Source organism: Kitasatospora sp. NPDC004531 (genome assembly GCF_053602195.1).
Genome location: NZ_JBSGDD010000090.1, coordinates 1 through 15,399, shown reverse-complemented (window position 1 = coordinate 15,399; position 15,399 = coordinate 1). Strand labels below are relative to the sequence as shown.

The 15,399-nt window shown below is 73.7% G+C and carries 14 protein-coding genes, 1 tRNA gene and 1 pseudogene; 6 read left to right on the top strand and 10 right to left on the bottom strand.

Features of this window, described 5'->3' with window-relative positions:
- Positions 1-31: 31 nt before the first annotated feature.
- Positions 32-178, top strand: a pseudogene (locus tag ACWEMJ_RS27740) (transposase); the annotation flags it as partial.
- A 222-nt stretch (positions 179-400) separates the two neighbouring features.
- Here ACWEMJ_RS27740 and ACWEMJ_RS27735 read toward each other — a convergent pair.
- Positions 401-474, bottom strand: a tRNA-Pro gene (locus ACWEMJ_RS27735).
- A gap of 143 nt (positions 475-617) precedes the next feature.
- Positions 618-1,238, bottom strand: coding sequence for a TetR/AcrR family transcriptional regulator (locus tag ACWEMJ_RS27730; RefSeq protein ID WP_452139865.1), 621 nt, complete (start codon positions 1,236-1,238; stop codon positions 618-620).
- Positions 1,239-1,366: 128 nt separating this feature from the next.
- Between ACWEMJ_RS27730 and ACWEMJ_RS27725 the strand changes: the two genes are divergently transcribed.
- A complete protein-coding gene (locus tag ACWEMJ_RS27725; RefSeq protein ID WP_452139864.1) occupies positions 1,367-2,086 on the top strand; it encodes an SDR family oxidoreductase in 720 nt (239 codons plus the stop codon).
- A gap of 475 nt (positions 2,087-2,561) precedes the next feature.
- On the top strand, positions 2,562-2,993 hold the full coding sequence (locus ACWEMJ_RS27720; protein ID WP_452139863.1) for a very short patch repair endonuclease: 432 nt from the start codon (positions 2,562-2,564) through the stop codon (positions 2,991-2,993).
- 46 nt (positions 2,994-3,039) lie between these two features.
- On the opposite strand, the gene fusA is transcribed toward ACWEMJ_RS27720, so the two are convergent.
- The 5 genes from fusA to ACWEMJ_RS27695 form a co-directional block, all read right to left on the bottom strand.
- Complete coding sequence (gene fusA, locus ACWEMJ_RS27715; protein ID WP_452139862.1) at positions 3,040-5,103, bottom strand: elongation factor G; 2,064 nt, start codon at positions 5,101-5,103, stop codon at positions 3,040-3,042.
- 464 nt (positions 5,104-5,567) lie between these two features.
- Complete coding sequence (locus ACWEMJ_RS27710; protein ID WP_452139861.1) at positions 5,568-5,972, bottom strand: hypothetical protein; 405 nt, start codon at positions 5,970-5,972, stop codon at positions 5,568-5,570.
- A gap of 118 nt (positions 5,973-6,090) precedes the next feature.
- A complete protein-coding gene (locus tag ACWEMJ_RS27705) occupies positions 6,091-6,879 on the bottom strand; it encodes a DUF1684 domain-containing protein (RefSeq protein WP_452139860.1) in 789 nt (262 codons plus the stop codon).
- A gap of 81 nt (positions 6,880-6,960) precedes the next feature.
- Positions 6,961-7,824, bottom strand: a complete 864-nt coding sequence (locus ACWEMJ_RS27700; RefSeq protein ID WP_452139859.1) for an acyl-CoA thioesterase — start codon at positions 7,822-7,824, stop codon at positions 6,961-6,963.
- Between the two features lie 135 nt (positions 7,825-7,959).
- Positions 7,960-8,658 (bottom strand): alpha-ketoglutarate-dependent dioxygenase AlkB family protein, encoded by a 699-nt coding sequence (locus ACWEMJ_RS27695; RefSeq protein WP_452139858.1) that lies wholly within the window; start codon positions 8,656-8,658, stop codon positions 7,960-7,962.
- Between the two features lie 191 nt (positions 8,659-8,849).
- Between ACWEMJ_RS27695 and ACWEMJ_RS27690 the strand changes: the two genes are divergently transcribed.
- Positions 8,850-9,653 (top strand): MBL fold metallo-hydrolase, encoded by an 804-nt coding sequence (locus tag ACWEMJ_RS27690; protein WP_452139857.1) that lies wholly within the window; start codon positions 8,850-8,852, stop codon positions 9,651-9,653.
- Positions 9,654-9,791: 138 nt separating this feature from the next.
- Here the strand turns inward: ACWEMJ_RS27690 and ACWEMJ_RS27685 are convergent, their stop codons facing one another.
- On the bottom strand, positions 9,792-10,580 hold the full coding sequence (locus ACWEMJ_RS27685) for a transglycosylase family protein (protein ID WP_452139856.1): 789 nt from the start codon (positions 10,578-10,580) through the stop codon (positions 9,792-9,794).
- Positions 10,581-11,213: 633 nt separating this feature from the next.
- On the opposite strand from ACWEMJ_RS27685, the gene ACWEMJ_RS27680 reads away from it, so the two are divergent.
- Positions 11,214-12,080: a hypothetical protein gene (locus ACWEMJ_RS27680; RefSeq protein WP_452139855.1), complete on the top strand. Its 867-nt coding sequence runs from the start codon at positions 11,214-11,216 to the stop codon at positions 12,078-12,080.
- A 15-nt stretch (positions 12,081-12,095) separates the two neighbouring features.
- Positions 12,096-12,872 (top strand): hypothetical protein, encoded by a 777-nt coding sequence (locus ACWEMJ_RS27675; RefSeq protein WP_452139854.1) that lies wholly within the window; start codon positions 12,096-12,098, stop codon positions 12,870-12,872.
- A gap of 82 nt (positions 12,873-12,954) precedes the next feature.
- Here ACWEMJ_RS27675 and der read toward each other — a convergent pair whose 3' ends face one another.
- On the bottom strand, positions 12,955-14,406 hold the full coding sequence (der, locus tag ACWEMJ_RS27670; protein WP_452139853.1) for a ribosome biogenesis GTPase Der: 1,452 nt from the start codon (positions 14,404-14,406) through the stop codon (positions 12,955-12,957).
- Between the two features lie 119 nt (positions 14,407-14,525).
- Complete coding sequence (gene cmk, locus ACWEMJ_RS27665; protein WP_452139852.1) at positions 14,526-15,242, bottom strand: (d)CMP kinase; 717 nt, start codon at positions 15,240-15,242, stop codon at positions 14,526-14,528.
- Positions 15,243-15,399: the final 157 nt, after the last annotated feature.

The following is a 15,399-nucleotide window of genomic DNA, read 5'->3' as shown; positions in this document are numbered from 1 at the left end:
GGGCCGACGCGGCGGCCGCCCACCGGTGTTCGACCGGGCGGCCTACCGTCTGCGCAACGTCGTCGAGCGCTGCTTCAACCGCCTCAAGCAATGGCGCGGCCTGGCCACCCGCTACGACAAGACCCGCGAGTCCTACCAGGCCACCGTCACCATCGCCTCAATCCTGCTCTGGATCTGACCCTTTGAAGACGACTCCCAGCACACACATCCCCCGCACCCACAACCAACTCACCATCACGGAGAACAACCTGCGAAAGGCAGCCTGACCGGCAATCAGCCCAACCAGTCGACACGACCGAGCGCCTCGGATCTCACAATGCACTCACAAGCCCTGGAGGACACGAAAAAGGCCGCCCCCACTTCTCAGTGGAAACGGCCTCCGACCTGCGAAAAATCGCGGTCGGGACGACAGGATTTGAACCTGCGACCCCTTGACCCCCAGTCAAGTGCGCTACCAAGCTGCGCCACGTCCCGTGGTCGGCTGCCGAGTTGCCCGGTGGGCCTCTTGGCTTTCTGACCTTGTCCCCGGTGTTTCCCGGCGACGTGGAAAACAATACAGCACGTCGGGGGGTGCTCGCTGCCAGGTTTCGGGCCGCGGGGGCGGGGTGGGTGGGGGGTCAGCGCAGGAGGGTGTGGGTGAGGAGGTCGGCGAGGTCGTCGTCGAGGGGGTCGCCGGTGCCGAGGAGGCGGTACCAGAGGGCTCCGAAGGCGAGGTCGACGGCGGTGGGGGTGGTGAGGTGGGGGGCGAGGCGGCCGGCGGCGCGGGCGCGGTCGAGGAGGGTGGCGAGGGCTTCGCGGCGGGGGCGGAGCAGGGTCTCGCGGAAGCGTTCGCCGAAGGCGGGGTCGATCTGCGCCTCGGCGATGAGGGCGCGCAGCGCGTCGGCGGTGCGCGGGGTGGCGGCGGCGAAGGTCGCGGAGAGGAAGGTCCGCAGGTCGGCGGTGTGGTCGCCGGTCTCGGGCAGGGCGATGTGCTGCCGGGCGTGGGCGACGACGGCTTCGAGCAGGACGTCGGCCTTGCCGGGCCACCAGCGGTAGACGGTCTGCTTGCCGGCGCCGGCGCGGGCGGCGATGCCTTCGACGGTGAGACGGGCGTAGCCGACCTCGCCGAGCAGTTCGAACGCGGCGGCCAGGATCGCCTGCCGACTCTCCTCGCTCCGACGGCGCCCCGGCCGCACGGGGGTGGCCGACCCGGGGACTGTCGGCTCGACGGCGGTGGCGGACTCTGCTTGCTCGATCACACCCAGCACGCTACCGTAATTCGAGACGAGACGTCACGGTTCGAATTATGCGATGCGCTGCGGACCGGCGGGTTCGACCCGTTCGACCCGTACACCCCGCATCGACTGGCACAGGGGAGATGGCACGGATGAGTGAGCGCACTGCACTGGTGGTCGGCGGCACCTCGGGCATCGGGCTGGCCACCGCGCGCCGGCTGCGCGCACAGGGGACGACGGTGCACGTGGTGGGCCGGAGCAAGGAGCGCCTGGAGGACCTCGCGGTGAGCGACCCGGGCCTGGTCGGCCACCGCGCGGACGGCGGCGACCGCGAGCAGATCGCCGAGGTCCTTCGCACGGTGGGAACGTTCGACTGGCTGGTGGTCGCCCTCAGCGGTGCCGAGGGGGCGGGGCCGTTCGCCGAGCTCGACCTGGCCGTGCTGCGGCGCGCGTTCGAGGCCAAGTTCTGGGGGCAGTTGACGACGATCCAGGCCGCGCTGCCGCACCTGACCGAGGACGGGTCGATCACCCTGGTCACCGCGGTCTCGGCCCGGACGGCCGTCCCGGGCGCGGCCGGACTGGCCGCGGTGAACGGCGCGCTGGAGTCCATGATCCGCCCGCTCGCGGTCGAACTCGCCCCGCGCCGGGTCAACGCGGTCTCCCCCGGCCTGGTCGCCACCCCGTGGTGGGACGGCATGCCGCAGGAGACCCGGGACGCCTACTTCGCCCACGCCGCCGCCCAGTTGCCGGTCCGCCGGATCGCGACCGCGGACGACGTCGCGGAGACGGTGACCCTCGCCGCCACCAACCGCAACCTCACCGGCACCGTCCTGGAGTCCGACGGCGGCCTGCACCTGATCTCGATGAACTGACCGCCCGGCCAACGGAGTTCGGCCCGCAGGCAGTCGACTCGCCTGCGGGCCGGCGAATCCCGGGGCCCGGAAGCCGGCACGCTCCGGCCGTCGAGAACACGGCGCGCACCGGCGGAGTCGGGCTCGGCGTATCCGGCGCATGGACGGTGATCCGGCAACGGTGCGGCACGTGGCCCAAGTGGTCCGGCAGGCCGGTGACTTGAGCGCCGTACGCGATGCCCGCCGGCGAGGTGCGGCCGAGCCGGTGAGGGCGGCGGGCAGGCCCCGGGCCGGCCAGTGCCGGAAGCCCGCACCGGCCTGGGCACCGTCCTGGCCGACACCGCCGAGCACGAAGCCCCGGACACCGGCAGCCGCGTCAGGCCGGACAGCGGCAGCCGCGTCGGGCCGGGCCCGGGCCAGGCCCGTGGACGACTGTCGCCGCCCGGCCCGGAACGCCGCTGCGGCGGCTGTCGGCGGGCCGGCCGATACTGGCGGCATGCCCCCCACCGCGTCCTCGCCGTCCGTCGCCGCCCGGATGAGCCGGCAGTCCTCCCGGGACACCGCCCAGGAGCTCGCGGTCCGACGCCTGCTGTACGCCTCGGGCCTGCGCTACCGGGTCAACGCCCGGGTCCCGGGCATGCCGCGCCGGACGGTGGACATCCTGTTCCTCGGCCCGCGCGTCGCGGTCTTCCTGGACGGCTGCTTCTGGCACGGCTGCCCGGAGCACACCACCAGCCCCAAGGCGAACGCCGAGTGGTGGCGCACCAAGCTCGACCGCAACATCACCCGGGACCGCGAGACCACCGACCACCTCACCGCCGAAGGCTGGACGGTCCTCCGCTTCTGGGAGCACCAGCCGCCCGAGGAGGTGGCCCGCACGGTCCACGACCTGGTCCGCGCCCGCCGGGGCCGCCCCGCGCAGCAGTAGCACGGCAGCTCGGCCCCACCCCGAGGCAGGAGGTGGGGCCGAGCCGTCACTGCTGCGCGCGCGGCGCCGGCGCGTAGCCGGCCGGGCGGGTGGTGAAGGTGCCGCGGCCCTGGGTGCGACTGCGCAACGCGCCTGCGTAGCCGAAGAGTTCGGCCAGCGGGACGGTGGCGGTCAGGACCGCGCCGAGGGCGCCGCGCGGTGCGGAGCCGTGGACGCGGCCGCGCCGGGCGGAGAGGTCGCCGAGGACGCCGCCGACGCTGTCCGGCGGGACGGTGGCGGTGACGTCGACGACGGGCTCCAGCAGGACCGGGCCGCCGCGCCGCAGCGCCTCGCGCAGGGCGAGCCGTCCGGCGGTGCGGAACGCCAGGTCGGAGGAGTCCTTGACGTGGGTCGCCCCGTCGGTGAGGGTGACCCGGACCCCGGTGACCGGGTGGCCCAGCGGGCCGTCCACGAGGGCGTCCCGGCAGCCCGCCTCGACGGCCTGCACGAACTCCTGCGGGACCCGCCCGCCGGTGACGGCGGAGCGGAACTCGAAGCCGTCCGTGCCGGGTTCGCCGAGCGGTTCGACGTCGACCACGATGTGCGCGAACTGCCCTGCGCCGCCGTCCTGTTTGATGTGCCGCAGGACGAGTCCGGCGACCGCGCGGGAGAGCGTCTCGCGGTAGGCGACCCGCGGCCGGCCGACGGTGACCTCCAGCCCGGCGCGGCGGAGCGACTCGACCGCCACCTCCAGGTGCAGTTCGCCGAGGCCGGACAGCACCCGCTGCCCGCTCTCCGGGTCGGTCCCGACCACCAGCGACGGGTCCTCCTCGGCGAGCCGGAACAGGGCCGCCGCCAGCCGCTCGGTGTCCGCCGAACGGCGGGCCTCGACCGCGATGGTCACCACCGGGTCGGCGGCGACCGCCGGTTCGAGCACCAGCGGCGCGCCGGGCGCGCACAGTGTGCTGCCGGCCCGGGCGACCTTGGGCCCGATCACGGCGACGATGTCGCCGGCCACCGCCGTGTCGGTCTCGGTGTGCCGGTCGGCCTGCACCCGCAGGATGCGGGCGATCCGCTCGGTGCGTCCGGTGCGCGCGTCGAGCACGGTGTCCCCCTTCCGCAGGGTGCCGGAGTAGATCCGCAGGCTGCTGACGCGGCCGGTGGTGCTCGCGTTCACCTTGAACATCAGTGCGGCCAACGGCTGTTCACTGTCGGCCGGGCGCTCCTGGACGGTGCCCTGCCAGTCGCCGCGCACCGGCGGGACGTCCAGCGGCGAGGGCAGGTACGCCGTCACCGCGTCGAGCAGCGGCTCGATCCCGCGGTTGCGGTACGCGGAGCCGCACAGCACCACCACCGCCTGTCCGTCGGCGGTGAGTTGGCGCAGCGCACCCGCGAGGGCGTCCGCGCCGAGGGTGCCGGTGGCGCAGTACTCCTCCAGCGCCGCCGGGTGCAGTTCGGCCACCGCCTCCACCAGCGCCTGCCGTCGGCGTTCCGCCTCCGCTGCCAACTCCGGTGGAATGTCGACGACTTGGATGCCGTCCGCGCCGTCCGGCCAGGTGAGCGCGCGCATCCGGAGCAGGTCGATCACGCCCGTGAAGTCGCCCTCCCGGCCGATCGGCAGCTGCACGGCCAGCGGCGCCGGGTGGAGCCGCTCCCGGATCGACGCGACCGCCGCGTCCAGGTCCGCACCCGGCCGGTCCATCTTGTTGACGAACGCGATCCGGGGCACGCCGTGCCGGTCCGCCTGCCGCCACACCGACTCGCTCTGCGGCTCGACTCCCGCGACGGCGTCGAACACCGCCACCGCGCCGTCCAGTACCCGCAGCGAACGTTCCACCTCGTCGGCGAAGTCCACGTGCCCGGGCGTGTCGATCAGGTTCAGCCGGTGCCCCTCCCAGTCGCAACTCACCGCCGCCGCAAAGATGGTGATGCCGCGGTCGCGCTCCTGCGGGTGGCAGTCGGTGACAGTGGTGCCTTCGTGCACCTCGCCGCGACGGTGGGTCTCGCCTGTCAGGAACAGGATGCGCTCGGTGACGGTGGTCTTGCCGGCGTCCACGTGCGCGAGGATGCCGAGGTTGCGGACGGTGGCCGCCGCGAGGGCGGAAACGGGAAGGGTGAGGTCGGTGCGCATGGGCCCGGTGCCTTTCGGAATTCGGTCCTGGAGTGGGCAGCGCGATTCACGGCACAGCACGAGCCGTCCCACCCGCCCCCGGCGCAGCGCGACACGATGCACGCGCGCACGCATCCACAGACAGCCCGCGGACACGGCGACGCGACCGGAGGGCGCCCACAACGGGCGTGCGGAGATGGGTGGTTGGGTGGAGCTCGCGGTCCTTACCGGCGCCAGCCGCGCAGCGGGCGCCGGCCTGCCGAGGACACCAGGATCACCTCGAACCGCGACGGGGGAACGACAGCAGCGGCGCTACGCACGACTGGTCCCTCCCTCTCCACATCACGGCGCGCCCGGCCGGCCGTCCGGCCCGGGCGTGTTTCGGCGAGCCGAGTCTAGGGGCGCCCGGACCTAGCCGTCATCCGCTTTTCCACCCGGCCGTCGACACCACAACTTCCGGATGCCGAACAGTACTTGAGGGTCCGTCAATCCCAGACGATGGAGAGGACCGCCGTTCCGGCCGGCACCGGCGGAACCTCCAGGTAGTCGTCGACCAGGCCGTCCACCACCCCGCTGGACTCCCACCCGGCCGCCCAGGACTCGCACGTCGCCGCGTCGGCGCTGGTGCACACGGCGACGGCCTCGGCCAGCAGCTCCTCCAACTCCAGTGTCTCCGGGTGGAGTTGGACCCGCACCCAGGCCACCTCCGGCCGCGCCTCGATCCGGGCCAGCGCGGCCGCCAGCTCGGCCAGCGGCGGACGGCCGTAGCCCCACTGGTTGGGCGCCAGCGAATCCTCGACGGTGTTGCCCGTGAAGAAGTCGGCCAGCGGCAGCAGCGGCAGTGCGCCCTCGGGGCCGGCCCGCTCGATCACGTCCTCGACAGCAATCACACCGCCGATCCTGCCGCCACCCACCGACACCGCAGGCCCCGGCGGACAGCACCGGGGCCTGGCGGCGGGGAACGGCGGGGAACGGCAGGAAACGGCGGGCGGAACGAACAGCGCGGGCTCAGACGGTGACGACCTGCCGTTCCCCGGCCTCCACGGCGACAGTGAGCCGGTTGCCGGGCGGCGGGAACGGGCAGATGAAGTGGTCGGAGAAGGCGCACGGCGGCAGGAACGCCCGGTTGAGGTCGAGCACGGTGTTCCCGTCCGCGTCCGGCGCGGGCAGCGTGATGAACCGGAAGCGGTAGGTCTCGCGGCCGCTCGTCTCGTCCGCGATCACCCCACTGAGCGGACCGCCGGAGCCGCTGACGGTCAGCGTGTGCGGCTGCCCGGCCAGGGTGAAGGCGACCTGGCCGGTGACGGTGAGCGGGCGGGCCCGGCCGTCGGCGTTCTCCACCATCACGTCCTGCGCGCCGGACTCGAACGGGGTGAACACGGCGGGCACGGCCCAGTCCGGGGCGTACGGGAAGACCGAGATCCCGGCGAACGAGGCCCGACGCGGCGCGGCGGGGTCGAAGACGCGGAGGGCGAGCTCGCCCTCGCGCTCGATCGGGACCAGGCGCAGCGCGTCCAGCACGGCGATCTGCGCGCCCGGGTCGGTGTCGGGGCGCAGCACGACCCGTCCGGTCGTCTCCTGCTGCTCGCCTTCGAGTCGGACGCCGTCGCCGGCGGCGAGTTCGGCGCACACCGCGCCGTCCTCGGACCACCAAGTTCCGGGCAGGCCGGGCAACTTCGCCGGTTCGGGCTCCAACCAGTGGGTGCCGGTCAGCGCCAGCGGGCCGTGCGGGGCGCCCACCGCGGCGCTCCGGGACTCCGTCCAGTGCTGCCACGCCTCGGCTGCGGTGTCGGTCATCGGACTGCCTCCAACTGGTGCTCTGGTTCGGGCACTTGCATCAATTGCCGGAAGGGACGACGGGGGTGTTCGCGGGTGCGCTCAGCGCCCGGCGAGTGGACGGAACAGGCCCTCCTGCATCACGGACACCACCAACTGCCCCTTCCGGTCGTAGATTTCGCCCCGCGCCAGCCCGCGCGCGCCGTGCGCGATCGGCGACTCCTGCCGGTACAGCAGCCAGTCGTCGGCCCGGAACGGGCGGTGGAACCACATCGCGTGGTCGAGCGAGGCCATGTCGAAGTTCCGTTCGCCCCACAGGGGTTCGACGGGGGCGCGGACGGCGTCCAGCAGCGTCATGTCGCTGGCGTAGGTGAGTGCGCAGACGTGGATCAGCGGGTCGTCGGGCAGGGCGCCGTTGGTCTTCAGCCAGACGCCGCTGCGGGCCTCCACGCCGTCGAGCTCCTCGCGCGTCCACCTGAGCCGGTCCACGTACCGGATGTCGAACGGCTGGCGGCGGCTGATGAACGGCGGCAGCTCGCCGAGCCGGGAGCCGACCTCGTCCAGCGCGCTCGGCAGGTCCTCGGGGGCGGGGACGTCCGGCATCGGGAACTGGTGCTCGATGCCGCCGGGTTCGGGCTTGTGGAAGTCCGCGGTCAGCGCGAAGATCGACCGCCCGCCCTGGATGGCCAGCACCCGACGGGTGGTGAAGGAGCGGCCGTCGCGGATCCGGTCCACCTGGTAGACGATCGGGACGCCGGGGACGCCGGGGCGCAGGAAGTACGAGTGCAGCGAGTGCACCGGCCGGTCCTCGTCGACCGTACGGCCCGCCGCCACCAGCGCCTGGCCGGCGACCTGGCCGCCGAAGGTGCGCTGCAGCGCCTCCTCGGGGCTGCGGCCGCGGAAGATGTTCAGCTCGATCTGCTCCAGGTCGAGCAGGTCGACGAGCTGGTCGACGGGGGTTCCCATGTATGTCGCTCCCTCTCCGGGCGGCCGGGCGGGGCTGGGTGTGCCGCCGGACGCCGTGTCCGTCCAGCACAAGTCTCCGCGCCCGCCGGGAATTCCCGCCCTCCGGCACGCCCGCACGCCCCCGGGGCCCGGCCGCTACGGCGGATCGGACATACCGGACTGCCGCACCGTGATGTTCAACCGCCCCACCAGTCCCAGCTCCGGGTCGGCCGTGCCCGGCAGCGTCCGCACCACGCCGTGGTACGCGAACCGCATCGGGCCGCCGAACACCAGCAGGTCGCCGCTGCGGAGCTCCAGGTCCGTCCACGGGCGGGTCCGGGTCTCGGTGTTGCCGAGCCGGAACACGCAGCTGTCCCCCAGCGACAGCGACACCACTGGCGCGTCCACCCGCTCCTCGCGGTCGCGGTGCAGGCCCATCTTCGCGCCGTGCGGGTAGTGGTTGACCAGTGCGACGTCCGGCGCGAAGCCGTCCGCGCCCGCGATCGCGCCGACGCCGTCCCCGTCCCCGTACGCCTCCGCGACCGCCCGCCGGGCCAGCGCGCCGAGCCGCGGCGGGAACGCCTTCACCGGCGCGCCGTCACCGTCCACCACCGTGCGCGCGTACCCGTACGGGTACCAGTGCCAGCCCAGGCACACCGTCCGCACCGACATCACCCCGCCGGTCGGCAGCGTCACCGTCCGCATCCCCGCCGGACGCGCCCACTCCCGGCACGCCGCGACCAGCTCCCGCTGCTCCCCCGGCCCCAGCCACCCGGGCACCAGCACCACCCCGGGCGCCGGCTCCTCCCGCTCACGCCCGAACAGCTCCCCGGCGAACACCCCGCCACCACTCACCCCTCCATGCTCCCACCCGACCCCGCACAGCCCCCGCCCGCACCGACCCGATCCCACGCCCCACACGCGCCACCCCGTCCAGCCCCGCCCCCGGCACCCCACCCCCACAACCCGCAGCCGCCCACATGCGCCACCCCCCGTCCCGCCCCACCCTGGGGGAAGGACTGTTGCCGGTTGGCGGAGGAGGCGCGATGCATCCGCTGGAGTTCCGGGTGGTGGACCTTCCCGAGGAGTCGTCGCACCAGGTGGCGGTGCTGGTGCTCGGGCTGCACCGGGCGGTACTGCTCGGCACCGGCCTGCGGCTGGCGGACGGCAGGCGACTGGCCGACGAGGTGGCGTCCTCGGGGCGGCAGCTGGAGGCCGTGCTGGTGCCGGACGCCGCGCCGGAGTACTGGCTCGCGGGCGAGGCGCTGGTCGACGCGTTCCCGGAGGTCCGTTTCGTCGCGCCCGCGCCGGTGCAGGCCCGGATCGAACGCGACCACCGGGCCGTGCGCGCCGAGTGGGCGGGCCTGGGGCCGGAACTCCCGACCCGGCTGGTCGCCTTCGAGCCGCCGGCCGACGACGCCGTGGAGCTGGAGGACCACCGGCTGGAGCTGCGCGGCGCGTCCCTCGGCCTGCCGGACCGGCACTACGTGTGGGAGCACCGCAGCCGCACCCTGCTCGGCGGTCCACTGCTGTGGCTGAACGTCCATCCGCGGCTCGCGGACACCCCGTACGCCGCCCAGCGCGCCGCGTGGATCGACCTGCTGGACGAGATCGCCGCCCTCGACCCGCAGCTCACCGTCCCGGGCCACCGCCACCCCGCCGCCCCGGAACCGCCCCGGGACCACACCCCGATCGCCTGGACGGCCGACTACCTGCGCGCCTTCGAGACCGAACTCGGCAAGCCGGTCGCCCCGGAGGACGTCGAGGCCGCCCTGCTGCGCCGCTACCCCTCCGCCGGCCTGCCCGCCACCGTCACCCCGAGCGTCCGCGCCGCCCTCGCCCACCGCTGAAACCAAACCCCTGAGCCCCGAACCTCCCCCGTACGGGCGAAAACGGCGGAAGCCGCCACCCCAACACCGGGGTGGCGGCTTCGCGCCGACAGGACGGGATCAGCGATCCCGCAGGGAAGCGGTGCTTCCGAAGGTGCCTCAGACGGACAGAACCTGGCCCGGGAAGATCAGGTTCGGGTTGCCGCCGACGACACCGGTGTTGTTGTTGTACAGGCTGTGCCAGTCGACGCCCAGGCCGGCGGCGATCTTGGACAGGGTGTCACCGGACTTGACGGTGTAGGTCTTGCCCTTGGCGGTGTTGGCCGCAGCGCCGGACTTGGCGTTCTTCCAGGTCTGCTTCGGAGCGTCCTGCTTGGCGGCGGGGGCGCTCTGCTGGGCCTTGGGGGCCTGCGCGCGGGTCTCGGAGCGGGAGGCCTTGGCGGAGTTGTCCGCGGCAGCGCTGTTCGACTTCGAGGAGGAGGCCGAGGACGAGGAGGTCGACTTCGAGGAGGAGGTCGACGAGGAGGAACCGGCGGAGGTGTCGACCTGGGCCGGGGTGCCGCCCTTGGTCAGACCGGCCTTGACGGAGCACACCGGCCAGGCGCCGGGGCCCTGGGAGGCGAGCACCTTCTCGGCGACGGCGATCTGCTGCGCCTTGGTGGCCAGGTTGGCCTGCGCGGCGTACGCGGTGCCACCGAACGCGGCCCAGGTGGAGGAGGTGAACTGCAGGCCACCGTAGAAGCCGTTGCCGGTGTTGATGGACCAGTTGCCACCGGACTCGCACTGCGCGACCTTGTCCCAGGTCGCGACGTCGGCGGCGGAGGCCGAGGTGGCCGTGACGAGGCCGGCCACCGGGACGGCGAGCAGGGCGCCGCCGACGACAGCCGCGCGGACGCGGTTGCGCTTGGAGGCGGTGGTGGCAGCGGCGGTCTCGTTACGGAAAGTCATGAGATTCCTCTCGACATTCCCGGGAGGGGCAGGCGGAACCAGGCCCTGTCGCCAGGGCCGAATTCGCTCGCCAAGTCCGTTGGACGGCCGTGCACGTGTCGGACGTACCGCTGCCGTCCCGGCCACCTGTCCGCATCCCCGGCGGCGGCTGGCTGCCGTCGCGCCGGTGGGCGCAGGGCCCGGTTCCGGGGTGAGCCGGCGGGCCGTTGCGTCGGGGGTGAACCCGGGAGGTGCTCGTTGCACCGGCCACGAACCTACGAAGTAGGGGTGCGGGCCACCAAACAGTTTCGGGTTTTCCCAGGTCAAGAGGGGGTTACCGAGAGTATCGATCAAGTAAATGCAGGATAAATGTCCGTTTCGCCCGCTTTTCCCAAGATCGGCCGAGCTGAAAATATTGCCCCAGTCACAGTTTGGCCCGTGTGAGCTCGGGCACAGCGTCGACAGCTAGCGACCCCGCGCACACACAGAGCAGTCAGAAGCCGCGCAAATCCCGTCGCCCGGCGGCTCACCCGTGACCCCAGCCACAACCTCCCGTTGGTAAAGGCGGTCGGCGCGCCCCGCGCCGCGCACCCGGAGGGTCCCCGACCGGGCGCACCCGAAGTCAGGGCAGAACGAGGAGTCTTTGTGCCGCGCATGCTTGAGGTGAGCGAGGACGTACGCGCCGAGATCGGCGACGACGAGGCCGACAGCCTGCTGGCGGGAGCCCACGCCCCGGACGTGTACGACTGCACCTCGTGCCGACAACCGGGCGACTCGCTGCGCGAACCCACCAGCACGGTGCTGTTCGTCGGCGAGGAGACCGCCGTGCTGGCCTTCGCGCACGCCCGGTGCATCCCGTCCCAGGTGGTGCCGGTGGACGAGCAGCAGCTGCGCGGCGCCGTCGCCTCCATCAGCCGGAGCGGCCCGCCCCAGTCGCCGGCCCAGCAGCTCCCCGCCCAGCAGCCGCTTGCCCGGCAGCCGGCACCCGAGCCACCCGCACGGGTGAACATTCCGGAGCCGATCGCCCCGGTGCCGTCCGACCGGCCGCAGCCCGCCGTCCTCGGCGTGACCTGCGGGATCGTGCTGTGCGGCGACACCCAGCACGCCGCGCTGGTGATCGAGCCGACCGGACCGGTCGGACGGCCGGGCAGCGCGAGCGGCGTGGACGAGTTCCTGCCGTTGCTGACCGAGCACGGCTTCCAGGTGGTCCGGGACGTCAACCAGGCGCCGGCGCGGCCGCGGGCCGGCTGGTCGGTGCTGATGGCGATGGGCCAGCTGCACGCCATCCTGCAGCCCTCCGCGAGCGGCGGCTCGGCCGCCTGGTGGCAGGCCCACCAGGCGCTGCAGGTCACCCCGGCCTGGCGGGCGGCGGCGGCCCGCAAGTCCGAGGTGATCATGTTCGCGGTGCCGACCGGCGCGGTCGGCCGCCAGCCCCGCGAGGACCTGCTGCGCCTCGCCCTCGACCGGGCGGCCGCCCGCGGCGTGCTCGCGGCGGGCATGCTGCCGCTGGCCGGCACCTGAGCGGGGGGCACGCCGATGACCGACCCCGTGAACGACCCGGCCACCACCGGCTCGCCCGACGCCCCGTCAACCACACTCGCCCGAGCGGGCGTTGAGGACCTCCTGGGCGACCTCCCGGCCTTAGGACTGGGGGCGGCGCCCCCGCATCCCAAGCCGGTCTCGCTCGTTGGCTCCTACGTGTACAGCTACGATCTCGCCCCCACCGGCCGTCCCTCCCCGTCCCCCGCCGGCCGGTCGATCCCGAACATGCGCCCGTCGTACGACGCGGAGCACCCGGTGTCGGCCACCCCGATCTACGACTCGCTGTACTCCGAATACCGGCGGATGTTCCGGGCCCTGCCGGGCGACCGCTCCGGCGAGGAGGGGCTGCGCTTCACCGGCTTCGCGGTCCGCGACCAGCACCCGCGCGACCAGCACCCGCGCGACCAGCTCCAGCGGGAGCAGCACCCGCGCGATCCGCAGCTCCGCGACCCCCAGCTGCGCGACCAGCACCCGCCCCGCGAGATGGCGGCGGAGCGGCGCGAGCCGGCCCCCTACCCGCAGCACCACTCCTTCGAGGCGTACGCCGCACCGGCCCCGGCCGCACCGCAGTTCGTGCCCTCGCCCGGCTCCGCCGCGCAGGCGAACGGCCAGGGCTGGGTGGCGTCCGGCTACCTCGGCCCGCCTCCGCAGGCCCCCGCGCCGGCCCCTCCCGCCCAGGCCCCCGTCCCGCCCGGGGCGGGCGCGGCGGCCGGCCCGGCGGGCGGGCGGCACCGCTCCGTCCTGTCACTGCCCCCGGGGCGGGACGCCTGACCGGGGGCGAACAGGCCCGGACACGGCTGTGGGCCGCGGCAGCACCTCCCCGGTGCCCGCGGCCCACAGCCGTGTCGCGTTCCTACTTCTTCTTGCGCTTCTCGCGCACCCGGACCGAGATCGAGATCGGCGTGCCCTCGAAGCCGAACTCCTCGCGCAGGCGGCGCTCGATGAAGCGGCGGTAGCCGCCCTCCAGGAAGCCGGACGCGAACAGCACGAACCGCGGCGGGCGGGTGCCGGCCTGGGTGCCGAACAGGACGCGCGGCTGCTTGCCGCCCCGGATCGGGTGCGGGTGCGCGGCGACCAGCTCGCCCAGGAAGGCGTTCAGGCGGGCGGTGGGGATGCGGGTCTCCCAGCCGGCCAGCGCGGTCTCGATCGCGGGGACGAGCTTCTCCATGTGGCGCCCGGTCTTCGCCGAGACGTTCACCCGGGGCGCCCACTGGACCTGCACCAGGTCGCGCTCGATCTCGCGCTCCAGGTAGAAGCGGCGCTCCTCGTCGAGCTGGTCCCACTTGTTGTAGGCGATGACGACGGCGCGGCCGGCCTCGACGGCCATCGAGATGATCCGGGTGTCCTGCTCGGCGAGCGTCTCGCTGGCGTCCACCAGGACGACCGCGACCTCGGCCTTCTCCAGCGCGGCGGAGGTCCGCAGCGAGGCGTAGAAGTCGGCGCCGGAGGTCAGGTGGACCCGGCGGCGGATGCCGGCGGTGTCGATGAACTTCCAGGTCTTGCCGCCGAGTTCGATCATCTCGTCGACCGGGTCGCGGGTGGTGCCGGCCAGCTCGTTGACGACCACGCGGTCCTCGCCGGCGACCTTGTTCAGCAGGCTGGACTTGCCGACGTTCGGGCGGCCGATCAGCGCGACGCGGCGCGGGCCGCCGGGGGCCAGGCCGTCGCCGAACAGCTGCGGCGGGGCCTCCGGGAGCACCTTCAGCACGGCGTCCAGCAGGTCGCCGGAGCCGCGGCCGTGCAGCGCGGAGACGGGGTACGGCTCGCCCAGGCCCAGCGACCACAGGTACGCGGCCTCGGCCTCGGTGGACGGGCCGTCCACCTTGTTGGCGCACAGCACCACGGGCTTGCCGGAGCGGCGGATCAGCTTGACCAGCGCGTCGTCGGTGTCGGTGGCGCCGACGGTGGCGTCGACCACGAACAGCACCGCGTCGGCCTGCTCGATGCCGAGCTCGGCCTGCGCGGCGACCATCGCGTCGATGCCCAGGACGTCGATCTCCCAGCCGCCGGTGTCCAGCACCTTGAAGCGGCGGCCGGCCCACATCGCCTCGTAGCTGACCCGGTCACGGGTCACGCCGGGGCGGTCCTCGACGACCGCCTCGCGGCGGCCGATGATGCGGTTGACCAGGGTGGACTTGCCGACGTTCGGGCGGCCGACGATCGCCAGCACCGGCATCGGGCCGTGGCCGTCCAGGTCGGCGTCGACCTCGGAGGCGTCGAAGCCCTCCTCGGCGGCCAGCGCCATGAACTCGGCGTACTCGGCGTCGCCGAGCTCGCCGTGCGCGGCGGTGGTGTCGTTGCTCATGTTTCCGTCTTCCATTTCCCGGCCCGGCCCTTCCCAGGGGCGGACCGTGCGTACCTGCCCGGCGGGCAGCGCGAACCGCGCGGATCTCGCGCGGTCGGATCGTTCGGTGGTGATGGGGATCAGGCGGCGGTCAGGCCGGCCCGGTCCTCGACCAGCGCGGTGATCGTGCCGATCACCTGGTCGAGGGTGAGTTCGCTGGTGTCGACCAGCTCCGCGTCCGCGGCCCGGGTCAGCGGGGCGGTCTCGCGGGAGGAGTCGGCCGCGTCCCGGCGGGCCAGGTCGGCGGCCATCGCGGTGATCGTCGCCTCGTCCAGGCCCTTGGCCCGCAGCTCGGCGGCCCGACGCTCGGCACGGGCCCGCTCGGACGCGGTCAGGAAGACCTTCACGGTGGCGTCCGGGAACACCACGCTGCCCATGTCGCGGCCCTCGGCGACGATGCCGCGCGCGGCGTGCGAGGCGCAGCCGCGCTGCAGCTCCACCAGCCGGGCCCGCACCGCCGGAACGGCCGCCACCGCGCTGACCTTGGCGGTCACCTCGGGGCCGCGGATCGGGCCGGAGACGTCCTGGCCGTCCACGGTTATGGTCGGGCCGGCGGCGTCGGTGCCGGAGACGATGACGGGCTTCGCGCAGGCGATCGCGACCGCCTCCGGGTCGTCCACGTCCACCCCGTTGGCGAGCATCCACCAGGTCATCGCCCGGTACATGGCGCCGGTATCCAGAAAGCTCAGCCCGAGCCGCGCGGCCACCGCCCGCGACACCGTCGACTTCCCGGACCCCGAAGGTCCGTCGATGGCGACGACGACCGGGCTGCTCGACGCTCGGTCGGCACTGTCCACGGGGCGAACCTCTCTCTCACGGCACAAGAACTCACCTCAAGGTTAATGGACTCCCGCCCCACCCCCCGCCCCGGGAACCCACCACCCCCAAGTCCGCGCAGCGGACCTCTCAGTCCCGCACCCCCCACCCCCAGTCGCACTGTCGGTCGCCTCCGGC